Annotated in this window: 16 protein-coding genes and 1 tRNA gene; 6 read left to right on the top strand and 11 right to left on the bottom strand. The window is 67.6% G+C overall.

The window, feature by feature from the left end; translation table 11 throughout:
- Nucleotides 1-89 precede the first annotated feature (89 nt).
- The 3 genes from ACQZ13_RS27925 to ACQZ13_RS27915 are packed head-to-tail and all read right to left on the bottom strand — an operon-like array spanning nucleotide 90 to nucleotide 2,869.
- Nucleotides 90-737, bottom strand: coding sequence for an MBL fold metallo-hydrolase (locus ACQZ13_RS27925; RefSeq protein ID WP_431049079.1), 648 nt, complete (start codon nucleotides 735-737; stop codon nucleotides 90-92).
- Between the two features lie 44 nt (nucleotides 738-781).
- On the bottom strand, nucleotides 782-2,383 hold the full coding sequence (locus tag ACQZ13_RS27920; RefSeq protein WP_431049078.1) for an ATP-binding protein: 1,602 nt from the start codon (nucleotides 2,381-2,383) through the stop codon (nucleotides 782-784).
- Nucleotides 2,384-2,389: 6 nt separating this feature from the next.
- On the bottom strand, nucleotides 2,390-2,869 hold the full coding sequence (locus tag ACQZ13_RS27915; RefSeq protein WP_431049077.1) for a response regulator: 480 nt from the start codon (nucleotides 2,867-2,869) through the stop codon (nucleotides 2,390-2,392).
- 230 nt (nucleotides 2,870-3,099) lie between these two features.
- On the opposite strand from ACQZ13_RS27915, the gene ACQZ13_RS27910 reads away from it, so the two are divergent.
- From ACQZ13_RS27910 to ACQZ13_RS27900, 3 genes are all read left to right on the top strand, one after another.
- Nucleotides 3,100-5,406, top strand: a complete 2,307-nt coding sequence (locus ACQZ13_RS27910; protein ID WP_431049076.1) for a carbohydrate-binding protein — start codon at nucleotides 3,100-3,102, stop codon at nucleotides 5,404-5,406.
- Nucleotides 5,407-5,457: 51 nt separating this feature from the next.
- Nucleotides 5,458-5,533, top strand: a tRNA-Gln gene (locus tag ACQZ13_RS27905).
- Nucleotides 5,534-5,536: 3 nt separating this feature from the next.
- On the top strand, nucleotides 5,537-7,876 hold the full coding sequence (locus tag ACQZ13_RS27900; protein WP_431049075.1) for a hypothetical protein: 2,340 nt from the start codon (nucleotides 5,537-5,539) through the stop codon (nucleotides 7,874-7,876).
- A 33-nt stretch (nucleotides 7,877-7,909) separates the two neighbouring features.
- On the opposite strand, the gene ACQZ13_RS27895 is transcribed toward ACQZ13_RS27900, so the two are convergent.
- Both ACQZ13_RS27895 and gstA read right to left on the bottom strand, forming a co-directional pair.
- The gene (locus tag ACQZ13_RS27895) at nucleotides 7,910-8,554 is read right to left on the bottom strand and encodes a glutathione S-transferase family protein (RefSeq protein WP_431049074.1); all 645 of its coding nucleotides are present in this window, start codon (nucleotides 8,552-8,554) and stop codon (nucleotides 7,910-7,912) included.
- Between the two features lie 173 nt (nucleotides 8,555-8,727).
- Nucleotides 8,728-9,339: a glutathione transferase GstA gene (gstA, locus tag ACQZ13_RS27890; RefSeq protein ID WP_431049073.1), complete on the bottom strand. Its 612-nt coding sequence runs from the start codon at nucleotides 9,337-9,339 to the stop codon at nucleotides 8,728-8,730.
- A gap of 278 nt (nucleotides 9,340-9,617) precedes the next feature.
- On the opposite strand from gstA, the gene ACQZ13_RS27885 reads away from it, so the two are divergent.
- A complete protein-coding gene (locus ACQZ13_RS27885; RefSeq protein WP_431049072.1) occupies nucleotides 9,618-9,989 on the top strand; it encodes a DsrE family protein in 372 nt (123 codons plus the stop codon).
- A gap of 32 nt (nucleotides 9,990-10,021) precedes the next feature.
- Here the strand turns inward: ACQZ13_RS27885 and ACQZ13_RS27880 are convergent, their stop codons facing one another.
- The gene (locus tag ACQZ13_RS27880; RefSeq protein WP_431049071.1) at nucleotides 10,022-10,921 is read right to left on the bottom strand and encodes a LysR family transcriptional regulator; all 900 of its coding nucleotides are present in this window, start codon (nucleotides 10,919-10,921) and stop codon (nucleotides 10,022-10,024) included.
- A 71-nt stretch (nucleotides 10,922-10,992) separates the two neighbouring features.
- Here ACQZ13_RS27880 and ACQZ13_RS27875 point away from each other — a divergent pair, with 71 nt between their 5' ends.
- Both ACQZ13_RS27875 and ACQZ13_RS27870 read left to right on the top strand, forming a co-directional pair.
- Nucleotides 10,993-11,925 carry a pyridoxamine 5'-phosphate oxidase family protein gene (locus ACQZ13_RS27875; protein WP_431049070.1) on the top strand — a complete coding sequence of 311 codons (933 nt, stop codon included), beginning with the start codon at nucleotides 10,993-10,995 and terminating at the stop codon, nucleotides 11,923-11,925.
- Between the two features lie 12 nt (nucleotides 11,926-11,937).
- Nucleotides 11,938-12,891, top strand: a complete 954-nt coding sequence (locus tag ACQZ13_RS27870) for a PDR/VanB family oxidoreductase (protein WP_431049069.1) — start codon at nucleotides 11,938-11,940, stop codon at nucleotides 12,889-12,891.
- Between the two features lie 8 nt (nucleotides 12,892-12,899).
- Here the strand turns inward: ACQZ13_RS27870 and ACQZ13_RS27865 are convergent, their stop codons facing one another.
- From ACQZ13_RS27865 to ACQZ13_RS27845, 5 genes are all read right to left on the bottom strand, one after another.
- Nucleotides 12,900-13,856 (bottom strand): LysR family transcriptional regulator, encoded by a 957-nt coding sequence (locus ACQZ13_RS27865; RefSeq protein ID WP_431049067.1) that lies wholly within the window; start codon nucleotides 13,854-13,856, stop codon nucleotides 12,900-12,902.
- Between the two features lie 10 nt (nucleotides 13,857-13,866).
- On the bottom strand, nucleotides 13,867-14,700 hold the full coding sequence (locus tag ACQZ13_RS27860) for an alpha/beta fold hydrolase (protein ID WP_431049066.1): 834 nt from the start codon (nucleotides 14,698-14,700) through the stop codon (nucleotides 13,867-13,869).
- Nucleotides 14,701-14,713: 13 nt separating this feature from the next.
- Nucleotides 14,714-15,619, bottom strand: coding sequence for a LysR family transcriptional regulator (locus ACQZ13_RS27855; RefSeq protein WP_431049065.1), 906 nt, complete (start codon nucleotides 15,617-15,619; stop codon nucleotides 14,714-14,716).
- A 191-nt stretch (nucleotides 15,620-15,810) separates the two neighbouring features.
- Nucleotides 15,811-16,425, bottom strand: a complete 615-nt coding sequence (trhA, locus tag ACQZ13_RS27850) for a PAQR family membrane homeostasis protein TrhA (protein WP_088408559.1) — start codon at nucleotides 16,423-16,425, stop codon at nucleotides 15,811-15,813.
- Nucleotides 16,426-16,497: 72 nt separating this feature from the next.
- Nucleotides 16,498-16,920: a hypothetical protein gene (locus ACQZ13_RS27845; RefSeq protein WP_088408558.1), complete on the bottom strand. Its 423-nt coding sequence runs from the start codon at nucleotides 16,918-16,920 to the stop codon at nucleotides 16,498-16,500.
- Between the last annotated feature and the right edge of the window lie 16 nt (nucleotides 16,921-16,936).

Genomic DNA, 16,936 nt, shown 5'->3' with positions numbered 1-16,936 from the left:
CGTGTCAAACGCAAGCAGCGGTCGCCCTGACTCCCTCTCCCGCGCTGCGGGAGAGGGCAGGGGTGAGGGCCAGCGGCCGGCGCAGTACGTCAGCCCCAGCGCCCGCCGACGAAGGGATTCGTGCGGCGCTCCTGGCCGAAGCTGCTCTCGGGCCCGTGGCCCGGGACGAACACGGTGTCGTCGCCCATGGGCCAGAGGCGCTCGTTGATGGAGCGGATCAGCGTGGCGTGGTCGCCGCCGGGGAAGTCGGTGCGGCCGATGCTGCCGGCGAAGAGCACGTCGCCGACGAAGCAGCGCTTGGCGCTCTCGGAATGGAAGACCACGTGGCCCGGCGTGTGGCCTGGGCAGTGGCGCACGGTGAGCGTCTCATGGCCGATCTGGACGGTGTCGCCGTCCTCGAGCCAGCGCGTGGGCGTGAACATCTCCGCCGGCGGGAAGCCGAACATCGCGGACTGCTGCGGCAGGCCGGCGATCCAGAACTGGTCGCCCTCATGCGGGCCGATGATGGGCAGGTCGCGCAACCGCGCGAGCTCGCCGGTGCCGCCTGCGTGGTCGATGTGGGCGTGTGTCAGCCAGATCGCCTTGAGCGTGAGACCGAGGCGCTCGACCTCGGCGAGCAGGCGCGGGATCTCGCCGCCCGGGTCGACGATCGCGGCTTCATGCGTGACATCGCACCAGACGATGGAACAGTTCTGGCGGAAGGGTGTGACGGGAACGGTCTGGTCGCGGAGGGGCATGGGATGGGTTGGACGTCGACATCGACGGGTCGACTTCGTTGGAACTACAGCGATCGAGCATGTCCTGGCAGTTCGACGCGCACGCGGGTTCCTTCCCCGGTCCTGGAGTGCACGCTCACGGTGCCCTCATGCGCTTCGACGATGTGCTTGACGATGTACAGGCCCAGACCCACGCTGCGGTGCGTGTTGCTCAGGTCGGCGGACGCCCGGCGCATGGGTTCGAACAGGTGGGGCAGGACCTCGTCGTCGATGGGCGCGCCCTCGTTGTGGATCACGAGCACGGCGCTGCCGTGCGGACCGGCCCCGGTGGTGATGTGGATCTCCGATTCTGCCGGGCTGTAGCTGACCGCGTTGGACAGGAGGTTGCCCACCACCTGCGCCAGACGATCCTGGTCCCATTCGCCCGAGGCGTCGCCGGCGTGAACGACGGAGAAACGTCGCTCCGGATTCGCCACCTCCATCTCCTCGACGACCCGACGCACGATCTCATGCAGGTCCGCAGGGCGACGCCCCAGGTGGATGCCGCCGCCCAGCCGGGTCTGGGTGAAGTCCAGCAGATCGCGAATCATGTCGGCGGCGCGTTGGCCCGAGCTGTGGATGCGCGACACCAGCTTGTTGATGGTGCGTTGATCCAGCTGCTCCCAACGCATCAGCGCCGACGACGCCATGGTGATGACCGAGACGGGGTTGCGCAGGTCGTGGCTGACGATGCCGATCAGCCGCTCGCGGAACTCGGCGGTCTCGTCCAGGCGCGACTTCTCCAGCGCGACCGCCGCCTGGTCCGCCAAGGCCGACAGCAGCCATTCGTCGTCGTCGGGCTGTGATTCGTCGCCCGGCCTGGCCACGGCGAGCAGCCCGGTGACCTCGCCGCCCACCACCAGGGGCACGCCCAGGAAATGCGCCGTTTCCGACGTGCCCAGCATCACCTTGAGCCGCGTGATCAGCGTTTCGTGGAGCGGTTCCTTGAACCCGTCGAGCTGGGCCGTCTCCAGTCCGAACGAGGCTTTCACCACCAGCAGGCCGTCCTCGTCGCGCGTGCCCAGCTTGTTGCGCGCCAGCTCGATCATGCTGTCGGCAACGGCGAATTCCGGATAGGTCGAGATCTGGTCCTCGCTGTACTCGCCCACGAGGAAGGCGGTGGTCTCGTACGCGGTCAGCAGGCCGGCCACCTCGTACAGCATCTTGCGCATCTCCGGCACCGAGGTGGAGAGGTCGTGGATGGCCTTGAACGAGTCGATGACGATGATCTTGGGCCGTTGCTCCGTGATCGCTTCCTTCAGGATCCCCACCAGCGCGCCCACTCCCTGTTCAGCCAGCTCCTGACCGATGGAGTTGTAGTGGATGACGGTGCCGAGCTTGGTCTCGTCGTAGAAGTCGAATTGCTGCAGGTAGCGGACGACCTTGTCCGCGGGCTCCGACAGGGTGGTGAAGAAGAGGATGGAGCGGCCATCGTCCTCGGCGTTGGCGAACATCAGACGTTCGGCGAGGATCGTCTTGCCGCTGCCGGGTTCGCCCATCAGGATGTTGATCGAGTGGGCGGGGAAGCCGCCGAACATGATCGAGTCCAGGTCCGGGTTGCCCGTGGAGAGGCGCGCCAATGGCTGGCTGGCCGAGGAGGAGTCGTCGGCCTCAAGGATGGAACCCATGCTGCGCTAGCCTTTCGACGTCTGTCTTTTCTGGATGAGCGACTTCACGGTGCTGAGCAACCGCTGTTCGGCCAAGGGTTTCATGAGGAAGGCGTCCGCGCCGGCCTCCGCGGCGCGGCTGTTGGCGGCGAGGATGCTGAAGACCAGGACGGTGATGCCCTTGGTGAGCTCGTCGCTCTTGAGTTGGCGGCACAGCGCCAAGCCGTCGAGCTTGGGCACCAGCACTTCGGTGATGACGATGTCGGGCAGTCTTTCGCGCGCCTGCGCCAGCGCCTCCCGGCCATCGACGGCGAAGGCGACCTCGAAGCCCGCCTGCTGGAGGAAGTGGGCTTCCAACTCGCGGATGTGAGGATCCCGCTCCACGACCAGCACCAGCAGGCGCGTGCTCGCGACAGCGTCGCTGCCGTCAGGGCCGGCGGCATGGCCGAGTTCGCGTGGAACCTCGGGGGGCTGCGAAGCGTCGGATCGGTGTTCCGGTTGGGGCATGGAGGATGCAGGTTGGCCAGTTCATGGTACCCCAGCGGTGTTTCAAGCCTTGAACCCGACTCCTGCGATCCCGCCTGCGGCCGGGATCGAACGTCCTCTGCCCCGGATATCGGCGAAGGACCGATGCGTGGTGGACGGTTACGTCAGTTGCAGGGGGGCGTGTGGAATCGGAAGGGGGACCGCCGCATCATCGGGTCCGCCGAAGTTCCACCTCCGCCGAGACCCTTCCCGTGCCCCACACCTTCCGCCCTCTCCGCGCCTGCGTCGTCGTCACCTTGCTGTTCGGCGCTGCCAGCTCCGCCGTGCTCGCCGCCGGCGCCACCACCACCTTCCGCAGTCTCGAAGCCGAGTCCGGCACGCTGGTCAACGGCGCGCGCGTCGTGTCGCTGACGACCGCGCCGACCACCCGCTTCGCCAGCCCCGAGCTCGAAGCCTCAGGCCATGCCTACGTTGCGCTCACCGCCACCGGCCAGGAGGTGTGGTGGACCAACACCACCGGCAAGCCGATCAGCTTCATCAACGTGCGCGCCAGCATCCCGGACGCACCGGCCGGCGGGGGCATCACCGCCACGCTCAACCTCTACGTCAACGGCGTGTTCCGCCAGCGCCTGAACCTGAACTCGCGCCAGAGCTGGATCTACGAGGGCGCCGAATACCAGGCCAGCGACCAGAACCCCGCGAGGGGACGTCCGCGCGCCTTCTACGACGAGGCCTCCGCCTTCGTCGTCGGCGAGCCGATCGGTCCGGGCAGCACCTTCTCGCTCAAGCGCGACGCCGACAACACCGCGGCCTTCTACAACATCGACGTTGTCGACGTGGAGAACCCGCCGCCGCCGCTTCCGCAGCCGGCGAACTCGATCTCCATCACCAGCTGCGGTGCCGTGGCCGACACGGTGCCCACGAACGGCGCCGGCAATCCGCAGGCGCGCGACAGCACCGCCGCCATCCAGAACTGCATCAACCAGGCGCAGGCCCAGCGCAAGACGCTGTGGGTGCCGCCCGGCATCTTCTATCTGAAGGGCAGCGACGGCCTGGTCGGCAACGGCGTGACCATCGAAGGCGCGGGCATGTGGTACAGCACGATCTATCGGGACGTGCCGCTGCCCTACACGCGCGGCGGACTGGGCGCGCTGTTCCAGCTCACCTCCGCGACGGTGCGCAACCTGCACCTCGATTCCAATGCGCGCAGCCGCGAACCCATCGACGGCGCCGGCGGCGCGATGGACATCACCGGCACCAACTGGCTGGCCGAGAAGCTGTGGACGCAGCACGTGCTCTCGGGCTTCTGGGCCTCCGGCACCGGCGGCGTGGTGCGCGACAACCGGCTCACCTCGATCTGGGCGGACGGCTGCAACCTCAACAACGTATCGATGGGCGCCACCATCGGCAACAACCTGACGGCCACCAACAACTTCGTGCGCGGCACCGGCGACGACGCGATGGCGATCAACTCGGTGAACTACAACGACACCGGCAGCGGCCGCGTGTTCTACACGGCGATGTCCAACGCCACGCTGAGCAACAACACGCTGATCGGCGCCTGGAACGGCAAGGGACTGGGCATCTACGGCGGCAGCGGCCACCGCGTGGTCGACAACCACGTTGCGGATACGGCGCGCTACATCGGCCTCGGCCTGGGCCGCTTCGGCGTCAACGGCAGCGACCTGCACAGCACGCGGGTCACCGGCAATCGGGTCGAGCGCGCCGGCGGCAACGGCTTCGACCAGGGGCAACCTGCGCTGCAGATCGGCAACGGCGGCGACGGGCAGAACGTGGGCGTGGTCGACGACATCTACGTGGCCGGCAACACCGTCGTCGGCGCGCTGTACGACGGCATCGGCTTCTCCGCCGCGAGCAACGTGGTGCTCGAGCAGAACACGGTGGTCGCTCCGTGGCGCAACGGCATCGTCGTCCAATCGCCGTTCTACCCGGCACCGAGCGGCAGCGCGCGCATCACCGCGAATGCGGTGCAGGCGCTCGCCAACGGCGCCCAGCCTTTCATCAACAACTCCGGCGGCTTCCGCGCGACGTTGAGCCAGAACAGCTGGCAGCTTGGCCGCAGCGCCAGCGCCTTCCGCGGCCAGGCGGTCTCCCTGCCCGGAACGCTGCAGGCGGCGAACTACGACAACGGCGGCGCGACGCTGGGCTACAGCGTGCTGACGATCAACGGCACGGGCAACAGCTACCGGCCCGATGGCGTGGACCTGGAGCAGACCGCGGATGAAGGCGGCGGCTACAACCTCGGATGGACCGGCAGCGGCCAGTGGTTCCGCTACTCGGTGAATGTGCCGAGCGCGGGCAACTACACGGCCAGCTTCCGCGTGGCCTCGCCGTCGGGCGCGCCGCGCGCGCTCCATCTCGCCGATGCGTCAGGCCGCAGCCTCGCCGGCGACATCGACGTGCCCGCGACCGGCGGCTGGCAGAACTGGACCACCGTCACCGCGACCGTGCGGCTGGCTGCGGGCCCTCAGGTGCTGACGGTGTTCCAGGACGCGCCGGGTTGGAATCTGCATCGGATCACGTTCGCGCCGAGGTGAGCCGCGCGGGGGGCGGGTGTTGCGCTCCGTGGTAAAAATCGATGCTTCTACTCCGGGGTAGTTCAGCGGCAAGAACGCTCGGCTCTGGACCGAGAAGGCGCTGGTTCGAACCCAGCCCCCGGACCCACCCATGGCATCGACTCCTCCTTCCGACCTTCCGCCGCCGGTCATCGGTACCGGCTACGCGGCGAATCAGCTGCAACGCGCACTCGATGCGGTCGCGCGCGGTGAGCCGGCGGCTGAGCGCGTGCGGCGTTGGCGGGATGTCATCGCCGGCATGCTCTCGGGGGACACGGAGGCCGGCTCGCGTCAGCCGGTCGCGCGTTACCCGGACTGGGTCACGCTTGAAGTGGTCACCGGCGGGTTTGCAACGGGAAAGGCGGTCGCCGCCAGTCCGCTGCGACCGCACGAGATCACGCTGCTCCAGGAGCTCGGCCTGTCCGATGCGGAGTCGCCGAGACTTGCCCTCAACCGGTACTTCCTGTCCGACGCGGGTCTGGCTCGGCTCAATGAAGCCCTGTCGTCGCGCCGGTTCGCCATCGAGGTGGCGGAAGAATCGGCGCTCCTCGTCGTCGCCTGGCTTGGCGCGCAAGGGCATGGTCAGATCGCCGCGCGGCTCGTGGCCGACCTGGCGCCCTTCGCGCGGGAGCTGCGCTTCTATCCGAGACTGGATCTGAGCGTCGCGGCGAGCGACGACCGCGTCCATCTCGACACGATCGGCGAGGTGGCGCGAGCCTTGGGTCGGATCGGTCCCAACGCGCAGATCGATGCGCAGCGCGAGGCGATCGAGGTCTGGACGCCGCTGTATGACGCCGTCGTCGGCCTTTTCCTGGAGACGGTCGAAGGCCCGACGCCAATCGCCGCCAAGGATGCGGATGGCCAGTGGCAACGCGGCGAGCGCGGCCAGTTCATCGTGCAAGGCGGATGGCCACTCAAGCAACGGCCCGAGGGCTGGACAACGCGGGCTCGTGAAGTGCTTTCGTCCATCCGCGAATCCCGCAAGTCGCACGGTCGATGCGGTAAGCTGGACCGCGTCAACGAGACGTTCTCGCTGCTCGTGAAGGCGTTGGAGCAGGCCGTCGACGATCCTGATCGGCTGACCGGACGCGAGGTGGGACGGATCCGGCTGGCACTGGCGCGTTACGTGGCCAAGCGCGGTCATCCGGCCTCGGCGACAGCCTCAGAGGCGCGTGATCGGCAGCGGCGCCAGATCGCCGGGAAGACGAACCATGAACTGGCGGTCGAGGTCTCTCGCCGCATGTCGGAGCTTCCGGCGGACGACGGACTCGATGACATCGACGTCGTGCTGCGTCCCTCCGGCTCGGAGCGAGCGCCGCGGGCCGAGGCGTGCATGGAGCGACGCCTGAATCGCTGCCTCAACGACACGCCGAGAGGCCTGATCCGGCGCGGCATCGTGTCTTCCAGCGAGGTGCTGGCGCGGCTGCTTCCGCAGCGCACCAGCCAGCTGCGAGCGGCGAGCTTTGCCGACGGCGCGCTGCGGACCTTGTATGCGTCGACCTATCGAGCGTTCCGCCGCCGTCGCTCCCTGCTGCTGCTCAATCTGCAGAAGCAGGTGCAGATCGAGGACCTGCCCTGGGTGGCCGCCATCGAGCCGATGCGCGCCGTCGACGAGGCGGCCGCGCAGGCGGCGCGTGCCGCGCTCGACGAATTCGCAACCATCGCGATCGAAAGCTTCCCGCAGACGATGCTGCCCAACAAGCTGCTGCAGGAGTTCATGGCGCTGGCCCGCGAAGCCGACCTCAAGTTGCCGTTCACCGAAGAGTTGGCGGCCGACATCTTCATGGGGGCCTTCTCTCCGAAGTTCCTGGATGCCGTGCACATCGCGGGGCATCTCCTGAGCGGATCCTTGTATGCGCGCTACTACCGCGTGGACTATGGCGACGTCCTCCGGCGCGTGCCCCAAGCGTCTGCCCGGCGCGAGTCGCGCGCGCAAGACGCGCTTGCCGTCGTCTGCGCCGAACGGGCCGCGGAGTCGCTGGGCGCATGGCGGCCCGCGAGCAACGGCCGCATCATCGAGGAGCAGCTGATCCTCACGAGCCACAACCTCGCGCTGCTCTTCGAACGGGGCGAGGTGCGCGAACGCTTCAATGGCCGGACCCTGGAACTCGCGCAGTCGTGCTACGACTGGGTGCTCGACCACCTGCAACTGCCGACGGCCGATTGGCGCACGGAGTTGCAGCGCATCAAGAACGCCGCCTATGCGTGGCGGCAGATGGTGTTCTTCCTGTCGATGGATGCGAGCCAGTTGTCGGCGTTCCTGATCGGCGCGAATGAACTGCTTGCTCAACAGCCGCAGGCGTTCGCCGCGAGATTCCGCCCTGCGCTGCGAGGTCTGCAGATGGCCGGCGAGTCTCCCGAGCAATGGCTCGCCAACAAGGGCGAATTGCCATTCCTGGGCTGGCGGGACACGCAGCGTTGGCGGCGGCCCTCCGGCGCAGTCCAGGCCTGAAGACGCTGGCGATCGAATCGCCGTTCAGCAAGCCTACGCAGGGCGCGTGTTCACCGCCAGTTGGTCCGCGAATGCGCGCCGATATGCCGGCCGCGCCTCCCCGCGCGCGACATAGGCCGCCAGCCGCGGAAACTCGTCGAGCAGTCCTGTCGATCGCAACCGCAGCAGCACGTGGACCATCATCAGGTCCCCCGCGCTGAACCCGCCGTCGAGCCACTCCGCGTCGCCGAGCCGATCCGACAACTGCTGCAACCGCGTGCGCACCCGCCCTTCGAGCATCGGCAGCCGGGCCGCATACCAAGGCTGTTCGCGCTCGAACAGCCTTGCCATCGTCAGCTCCAGGATGGGCGGCTCCAAGGTGTTCACCGCGGCGAAGACCCAGCTGACGGCGCGCGCTCGCGCGTCGGCATCGTCGGGCAGCAGGCCCGGATGGCGGCCGCCGATGTGCAGCACGATCGCGCCGGTCTCGAAGAGCGCGAGCCCGTCTTCTTCATAGGTGGGAATCTGCCCGAAAGGATGCAGCGCCAGATGCGCCGGTTCCTTCATGGCCTGGAAGGTGAGGAGCCGGACGTCGTACGCGAGTCCGGCCTCCTCCAGCGCCCAGCGCACGCGCGTGTCGCGCGCCAGGCCCTTGCCGCCGTCGGGGGAACGGTCGAAGGCGGTGATGGTGATCGTCATGATGTCGCTCCTCGCTGGATCAGCGTACACAGGAACGACGAACGACCGCCATCGGATTCGACACGCCCCGACAGGCGTGCCGACGGCTCAAGCGATCAGACCGCTTGCGCCGACTTGCGGCGACGGCTGACGCCGACCGCGACCATCAGGCCCGGTTCGGCCAGCGCGGCCGCTCACCGGACCGGCAACCCTTCCGCCTTCAACGCGGCGCGCACCGCCGGCCGCTGGATCATCCGTTCCATGAATCTCTGGATGGCCGCGTACGGCGACATGTCGATGTTCACGCGCACCGGCCAGCGCAGCACGTTGTACAGGTAGCCGTCGACGACCGAGAACGCCTCGCCGAGCACGTAGTCGTTGCTCGACAGGTGCTGGTCGATGTATGCGAACCGGCTGGCCAGGTTGCCCTCGGCGAAGCGGGTCTTGGACTCGGTATCGACGAAGGGCGAGAACATCACCGCCATGCCCTTGTGCAGATCGGTCGCCACGTAATTCAGCCACTGCATGGCCCGGTAGCGCTCACGCGTCCCGAAGGCGGGCAGGAGATTGAACTCCGGATGCTGGTCTGCAATCCACTGCAGGAGCACCGCGCCCTCCGTGATGACGTCGCCGTCGTCCAACTTCAACGCGGGAATCATCCCCTTCGCGCTGACCTCGAAGTAGTCGCCTTCGACCGTCGTCTTCGTGGCGAAGTCGACCTTCACCAGTTCGAATTCCTGACCAGCCTCTCGCAGCGCGATCTGTGAGGCGAGGGCGCAGGACCCGGGGGAGAAATAGAGCTTCATGGCAATGGACTCGTCAGGGTGAATGAAGGGGAATCACGTGACGGTCAGTCTATGGAGGCGCCTCGACTCGACCAATGGGCGCGAGACGAATTGATCGTTCAGCCGACTGAACAATCGCGCGCGCTGCAACGATGACTTGCAGGCCGCGCCGTATCGGCGATCCAGCGGTTTTCCTACGATTCCGATCGTCAGTTGCCAACCATTCGACTGTCGATTCCGGTCCATCGATCAAGCAATCGATCGATCGATCCATCCATCTTTCAATCAAAGGAAATCCAATGAAAGTCGCCATCTTCATCTTCTCGGACGCCAACGGTGGCGAAGAAGCCCTGGGCCGCCTGTTCAACGGTCTGGCCACGGCCTACGACTTCAAGCAGCGCAACACTGACGTCTCGATCTACTTCCAGGGCACGGGCACCCGTTGGGCCGGCGTCGTGAAGCAGCCGGACCATCCGGTGCACGCCCTGTTCGCCGCCGTCGAGGACAAGGTCGCCGGCGTGTCCTGCGGCTGCGCCGACGTGTTCGGCGCGCGCGACGCGGCGATCAAGAACGGCTTCGACCTGATCTCCGTCAACAAGGTCCCGGGCACCTCCGGCCTGCCGAGCATCGGCGAGCTGATCGCCGACGGCTACACGGTCCTGACCTTCTGATCGGTCCGTGACATGCCGGCGACGTCATCCGCTCACGAGGCCAGCCGCTCCGCGCGCAAGCGCGCCGTCAGCAGGTCGATGAAGTTGCGGAGCTTGGATGACCCGAACCGGCTTTCGCGATGGAGCAGATGGATGGGCACGGTGTCGCCGGCGAAAGCCGTCAACACCGACATGAGCGCGCCGCTCGCCATCTTCTCCCTCACCTGATAGGTCGGCAGATGGACGATGCCCAGACCGAGCTCGGCTGCCGCGATCGCTGCGTCGCTGCCGGTGAAGCCGCACGAGGGCTTCAGCTTGACGGACATCGCCGACTGCCGGACTCCGAATTTCCAGACCATCTGCTGCGACGAAACGTCGATCGCGAGGGTCCGGTGCTTGTGGAGATCCGTGGGATGTTGAGGCACACCGTGACGCGAGAGGTACTCCGGGGAAGCGCAGGCCGTCCTGCCGACCTCGCCCACCTTGATCGCCTTCATGCCGGAATCGGGCAGCTGGCCGATGCGGATCGCGATGTCGAAGCCCTCGTCGATCAGATTGACGGTGCGGTCGACGAAGGTCGCGGACACGGTCATCTCCGGATATCGCCGCAGGTACTCCGCGATGCCGGGCACGATGAACAGTCGTCCGAACACCACCGGCGCCGTCACCCGCAAGGTGCCGCGCGGGACCACGTTCGCGTCGGAGGCGCCGGCTTCGGCCTCGGCGACCAGGCGGAGGATCTCGCGGGCGTCTTCGAGGTAGCGACGGCCGGCCTCGCTCAAGGTGACGCGCCGCGTGTGCCGCACCAGCAGCGCGACGCCGCGGCGGCTCTCCAGCGTCTGGATCGCCCGCGTCACGGCGGTGGCCGACAGGTCCAGCGCCCGGGCCGCACCCGCAAAGCTGAGCCCGTCGCCGACGGCGACGAACACCGTCATCAGGTAGAGGTCGTCCACGGCGGGCTCTCCAGATCTCGTGCGCCCCGCATGACGGCGCCCTTCGTTTCGTTTCCATCCAGGAGCACACCATGAACGCCGCCGGATCCTCCAGCCGTTTCCATGAGGGCGAACTGATCGCCCAGCGCAACGCCAATGAGTCGGACATGGCCGCCCGGAACGGGGCGAACGTGTCGTCGCACATCGTGCGCGGCGCGCTGCCCTTCGTGCGCCAGCAGAAGACCGTGTACATCGGCAGCGTCGACATCGACGGCCGGGTGTGGGCGTCGATCCTGATCGGGGAGCCGGGTTTCCTGAACCCCAGCGACGATGCGACCACCCTGACCATCGATCTCTCGAAAGTCGCGCGTCAACCGCATGACCCGCTGTGGGAGAACCTCCGGCTCGACACCCGGATGGGGTTCCTGCTGCTGGACCTGCAGACCCGCAAGCGCCTGAAGGTCAACGGCGACGCCCACCTCGACGGCGATCGCCTGGTCGTCGACGTCACCGAGTCGGTGCCGATCTGCCCGCGCTACATCCAGCGTCGCACGATCGCGCTGAGCGACCCCGGCAGTCAGGCGATGCCCACGGGCCTGCGGCAGGGCAGCGACATCGGCGACGCGCAGCGCGAGCTGATCGCGCGGGCGGACACCTTCTTCCTCGCCTCGGTCCACGAGACCCACGGCGCGGACGCCTCGCACCGCGGCGGCCCGCCGGGATTCGTGCAGCTCCTGCCCGGCAACGTGCTGCGCATCCCCGACTACAACGGGAACAGCATGTTCAACAGCTTCGGCAACTTCCTGCTGAATCCGCAGGCGGGTCTGGTGTTCCCCGACTACGAGCATCGACGTCTGCTGCAGATGAACGGCACGGTGGCGATGTTCTGGGACCAGCCGGATCCCGACGATCTCACCGGCGGCACGGGACGGTTCTGGGAGTTCACGATCGAACGCTGGATCGAGACCGGGCTGCCCGAAGGGCTCGACACCAGTTTCATCGACGCATCGCCGTTTCTGCCTTGAGGAGTCTGATCCATGTTGTTGCGCGTCACTGAAATCGAAGCGCTGACTTCGTCCATCCGCCGCATTCGATTGGGAAGCGCGGACGGCGCCCCGCTGACCAGCTTCCAGCCCGGCGCCCATGTCGAGATCGGCCTGCCGGTGGGCGATGTCGTCGCCTTCCGCAAGTATTCGTTGATCTCCGACGGCGAGGACGGCTCGCACTACGACATCGCCGTCAAGCGCGCCGAGCACGGACGTGGGGGCTCCGTCTTCATCCATGACGAACTGAACGTCGGCGACGAGCTCGACGTGTCCGCGCCGGTCAACGAATTCAGCATCGCGGCGCAGGGCGCGCACCATGTGCTCATCGCCGGCGGCATCGGCATCACGCCGATGCTGGGGATCGCGTCGCGGTTGAAGCAGTCCGGCGGCTCCTACGAGCTGCATTACTCGGGCCGGACCGCCGACGAGATGGCCTTCCACGACCGCGTGAGGCACGACCACGGCGACCAGGCGCAGCTCTACGTCACGCGCGGCGAAGGCGCCACGCGCCTGGACATCGCCGCGCTGCTGGATCGTCATCAGGCCGATGCCGACACGCACCTGTACGTCTGCGGACCCGCACAGTTGATCGACGCCGTGCGTCTCGCCGCGGAGGCTCGCGGCGTGAACCGTCGTCGGATCCACTTCGAGAGCTTCGGCCCGAGCTGGGACGCGACGGATGGCACCGTCCGCATCGCGATGTCGGAATCCGCGATGGAACTGGAGGTCGCTCCCGGCACGACACTGCTCGATGCGATGGAGGCTGCCGGCGCGTGGATCCCGTCCGACTGCAAGCGCGGCGAATGCGGCGCCTGCATCGCCAGCTACAGCGGCGGTCGGCCCATCCACCGCGACAACTGCCTCACCGAGGAACAGCGCCAGCATTCGATGTGTCCGTGCGTGTCCTGGGCGGCGTCGGACGAGGTGCTGACGCTGCAGCTCTGAGACCGGGTTCAAGCGGCCCCCGACCGCGTCAGGGGCTGCGCAGGATCTTGCGAGAGGTGCCGCACGAGCAGGTCGACGAACGCTCGAACCTTGGCGGACGCGCCGCCGACGCCGCTATGGACCACGTGGATGGGCCACGGCGCTTCTTCATGCTCGGCAAGCACGATCTCCAGCCGGCGCTCCGCCAGCTCCGAGGCGACCTGATAGTGGAACAACCGCGTGATCCCGGCGCCCAACGTAGCGGCGGCGACCGCGGCATCGTTGCTTGTCACGGTCAGCGCGGGGGATACGCGAACGTTCAGAGGTCCTTCCTCGGTGAGGAAGGACCAGTCCGGATCGGGCGACACGTTCTGCGCCGCGATGATCGTGTGACCGGCCAGCTCGGCGGGATGAGCCGGGCGGCCGCGCGCCGCGAGGTAGTCCGGGGAGGCGCAGAGCACCCGGCGCATCGACCCGACAGCCACGGCCGGCGTAACGACGTCGCGCATTTCGCGCACGTCGCGCACGTCGCGCACGCCGTGTGTGCCGCCGATGCGCACGGCGACATCCACACCCTCGTCGACCAGATCCACGACCCGGTCGAGGAAGTAGCCGGACACGGTCATCAGCGGGTACTGGGCGAGGAAATCGGCGATGCACGGCATCACGTGGGAGACGCCGAACATCGCCGGCGCCGTGACGCTCAGGTGGCCGCGCAACACGCTCTGCGTGCCGGCGGCCGACTCGTGCGCCTCGTTGACCTTGGCGAGGATGAGCCGGACATCGTCGAGGTAGCGTTGCCCGACGTCGGTCAGCCTCACGCTGCGTGTCGTCCGCAGCACGAGCTTCACGCCGAGGCGCTCCTCCAGCCCCGCGATGGCCCGCGATATCGTGGCCGGCGAGGTGCCCATGCGCCGCGCCGCGGCGGCGAAGTTCTGCTCTTCGGCGACCGCCACGAAGGCGCTCATGGCATGCATGCGATCCATGGTGGAGGCGTCAGCGGATGGGCGCCTGGCGAGACTGGCCCGACACGCTCCGTGGGAGGAAGTTCTCGAGCGCCAGGTTGAAGCGCTCGGGCGATTCGAGATAGGGCAGGTGGCCGCAGTCTTCGAGCACGACGGACGCGCAGTCGGGGATCAGCGACTGCAGCTCGTCGTGGCAGTACGCCGGCACGAGGCCGTCCTTCCCGCCGCGCAGCAGCAGCGTGGGGCTCCGGACGCCCGTGACTTCGGGGCGCTGGTCGGCGTCCATGATCTGCTGGAACAGCGCGCGGATGAACGCACCGTCGAGGGTCTCCAAGGAACGCATGAATCCGCGATGGATACGGCTGTCCTCGGGGACCGCCATCTGCGTGAGCAGGCGAGTCGCCCAGATGGCTTTTCCCTCGTCGCCGCGCAGCAACAGGTCGTACAGCGCGAAGCGGGCAGCCTCGTCCGCAGGAGACAGATGCAGGAACGCGTTGACCGCGATGGCGGCGCTCACGCGGTCGGGTGATCGGGCGGCGAGCTGGAGTCCGACACGCGCGCCCTTCGAGAGTCCGCACACGGCCAGTCGATCGATGCCGAGGTGATCGATCAGACCTTCGACCACGTCTCCGAAGTCGAGGAAGGGGATGCTCTTGCCTTCCGACTTGCCGTGCCCTGGCAGATCCAGGCAGATCACGCGTCGACGCGATGCGAAGTGCTGGCGCTGATAGGTCCAGTTGAGCGCGTTGCCGCCCAGGCCGTGGAGGAACAGCAGTGCGTCGCCCTCGCCCTCGCCCTCGCCCGCACCGCCGCCTGGGCCGTCATCGGTGAAGTGGATGCGGTGTCCATCGTGTTGGAAAAACATGGCGTCTCCGATGTCAGTGCATCAGCGGGTGTTGGCCCAGGAGCGCGGCGATCCATTCGACGAAGACGCGCACCTTGGCGGACAGGTGGCGGTTCTGCGGATACACCACGTGGACGGGCAGCGGATCGCTCGCCCATTCTTCGAGGATGGGGACGAAGCGCCCCTGCGCGATCATCGGCGCCATCAGGAAATCGGCCATCTGCACGATACCCAGTCCGGCGAGTCCCGCCGCCGTGTAGGCGCCGCTGTCGTTCAGCGCGATGACGCCGGGCAGGGAGATCTGGATGCGCTCGTCGCCCCGCGTGAAATCCCAATCGAACAGCCGGCCGGTGCGCGCGCCGAAGTAGTTCACGCAGCGGTGATGGATCAGCTCATCGGGATGCCCGGGACGTCCGTGGCGTTCGAGGTACTCGGGCGACGCGCAGGTCATGTAGCGCATCAGGCCGATGCGGCGCGCGATCAGGCTGGAGTCGTCGAGGTCCCCGGCGCGCACGGCGCAGTCCACGCCCTCCTCGATGAGGTCCACGGAGCGGTCGCTGCAGCCGAGTTCCAGCCGGATGTCCGGATAGCGCGCGTGGAACGCCGGCAGCGCGGGGATGATCACCTCGCTGGCCAGGCCGGTGGGCGCGTCGATGCGCAGCCGTCCCGACGGACTGCGGCGCGTGCGCGTGAGGGCCTCCTCAGCGTCGCGAACGTCGGCGAGGATGCGCTGGCAGTGCTCGTAGTAGACGGCGCCTTCCGCGGTCACGCTGACCTGCCGGGTCGTCCGGTGCAGCAGCTTGATCGACAGCGCGGACTCCAGCGCCTGGATCAGCGTGGACACGGTGGCCTTGGGCAGCTTCATGTGATCGGCGGCGCGCGTGAAACCGCCGGCATCGACCACCTGGACGAACACCTCCATCGCTTGGAACTTGTTCATGCCGCATCGTCGCGTGCGCCGCCGCGCGAGGGAATGCGCCGGTCGCGAAAGACTCAATTTCCAAATCCGGAAAGATGTGTGGCGGATGCTCCGACGCCGAAAGAGCCCCTCTCCCGCACTGCGGGAGAGGGAGTGATCGAGGGACCGCGCGCGACAGCGCGGCGTTACCGACAAGCGCTATCCGGCGTTGGTCAGACCAGCACGCAGTGCGCCACCGCGCCGAAGTGGCATCCGCTGCCCACCACGACGAACAGGTGCCAGATCCCGTGGGCATGGCGGCTGCAGCGCGGATTGGCGAAGAAGTAGGTCCCGGCGGTGTACGCGCCGGCCCCGGCGACGAACAGCGTGACGCAGGCCGCGGGCAGTTCCTGCAGCGCGGGGATGCAGACCATGGTCGCGAGCCAGCCGAGCGCGAGGTACACCTTGAGCATCGGTCGTTCGATGTCGCCCCACACGGTGCGCCGGATGCCCCACAGCGCAACGAGCCAGACGGTGGCCAAGGCGACCCAGCGCAGCCAGCCGTCGCCGGTGAGGACCGCGAAGGGCGTCATCGTTCCGGCGATCAGCAGGAAGATCGCGCCATGGTCCAGCCGGACCCACAGTCGCTGCTGCCGACCGCGGGTGCTGTGGCAGAGCGTGGAGGCCGCGAACAGTGCAATGAGCGCCGCGCCGAAGACGCAGACGACGGCGACGCGCCGCCCGCTGCCCGTGTCCAACGCCTGAAGCGCCAGCCACGCGACGGCGGGGAGCGCGGCCAGCAGTCCCAGGAAATGGGTGCCGGCGTTCAAGCGTTCGCCTGGGTACATGACCGCTTTCAGCGTCAGGAGGTCACCCAGCGTAGCCAGTTCATGTGACGCCACGTCGGGCGTCACGCCAACTCAATCCCGCAGCGTCTGCGACAGCATCTTTCGTACGCGCTCGAAGCGATCCGGATCGCTGTCCCGCAAGGTCTTCAGATCCTGCGCGACCCGTTCCAACCGATCTTCCGCCCCATTGGCCTTGAGCATCTCGATGTCCTCGCGCAGCTGCGCAAAGCGGGCGAGTGGCCCGTTCGGACCATCGGGGGCGCCTTCCGGATACAACACGTCCATCAGCGCCTGCACCGCGTCGGACAGCCGGCCGAGCTGCCTGCCGTAGCTGTGTTGCGAGACGATGCGCGCCTCGGTCTGCGGAGCGCTCGAATTGAACGCGTTGATGTTGTAGGTGATGGGCTGCGTGAGCTGGCTCGGCGCCAGCGTCAAAGCCCGGAAAGGCCAGCCGATCAGCTGCGAGACATCGAAGGATGGCAACGACGTGGTCATGCGGAACTCCCTGGGT

It is taken from the genome of Roseateles sp. L2-2 (genome assembly GCF_050613215.1).
Taxonomy (GTDB): Bacteria; Pseudomonadota; Gammaproteobacteria; order Burkholderiales; family Burkholderiaceae_C; genus Roseateles; species Roseateles noduli.
This window is presented reverse-complemented; position numbering and strand designations above follow the sequence as displayed.

What these genes read in the sequence shown, in the direction of transcription:
- ACQZ13_RS27925 (WP_431049079.1), bottom strand. Translation starts at nt 737, where the DNA reads ATGCCCCTCCGCGACCAGACCGTTCCCGTCACACCCTTCCGCCAGAAC.
- ACQZ13_RS27920 (WP_431049078.1), bottom strand. Translation starts at nt 2,383, where the DNA reads ATGGGTTCCATCCTTGAGGCCGACGACTCCTCCTCGGCCAGCCAGCCA.
- ACQZ13_RS27915 (WP_431049077.1), bottom strand. Translation starts at nt 2,869, where the DNA reads ATGCCCCAACCGGAACACCGATCCGACGCTTCGCAGCCCCCCGAGGTT.
- ACQZ13_RS27900 (WP_431049075.1), top strand. Translation starts at nt 5,537, where the DNA reads ATGGCATCGACTCCTCCTTCCGACCTTCCGCCGCCGGTCATCGGTACC.
- ACQZ13_RS27895 (WP_431049074.1), bottom strand. Translation starts at nt 8,554, where the DNA reads ATGACGATCACCATCACCGCCTTCGACCGTTCCCCCGACGGCGGCAAG.
- gstA (WP_431049073.1), bottom strand. Translation starts at nt 9,339, where the DNA reads ATGAAGCTCTATTTCTCCCCCGGGTCCTGCGCCCTCGCCTCACAGATC.
- ACQZ13_RS27885 (WP_431049072.1), top strand. Translation starts at nt 9,618, where the DNA reads ATGAAAGTCGCCATCTTCATCTTCTCGGACGCCAACGGTGGCGAAGAA.
- ACQZ13_RS27875 (WP_431049070.1), top strand. Translation starts at nt 10,993, where the DNA reads ATGAACGCCGCCGGATCCTCCAGCCGTTTCCATGAGGGCGAACTGATC.
- ACQZ13_RS27870 (WP_431049069.1), top strand. Translation starts at nt 11,938, where the DNA reads ATGTTGTTGCGCGTCACTGAAATCGAAGCGCTGACTTCGTCCATCCGC.
- ACQZ13_RS27865 (WP_431049067.1), bottom strand. Translation starts at nt 13,856, where the DNA reads ATGGATCGCATGCATGCCATGAGCGCCTTCGTGGCGGTCGCCGAAGAG.
- ACQZ13_RS27860 (WP_431049066.1), bottom strand. Translation starts at nt 14,700, where the DNA reads ATGTTTTTCCAACACGATGGACACCGCATCCACTTCACCGATGACGGC.
- ACQZ13_RS27855 (WP_431049065.1), bottom strand. Translation starts at nt 15,619, where the DNA reads ATGAACAAGTTCCAAGCGATGGAGGTGTTCGTCCAGGTGGTCGATGCC.
- trhA (WP_088408559.1), bottom strand. Translation starts at nt 16,425, where the DNA reads ATGTACCCAGGCGAACGCTTGAACGCCGGCACCCATTTCCTGGGACTG.
- ACQZ13_RS27845 (WP_088408558.1), bottom strand. Translation starts at nt 16,920, where the DNA reads ATGACCACGTCGTTGCCATCCTTCGATGTCTCGCAGCTGATCGGCTGG.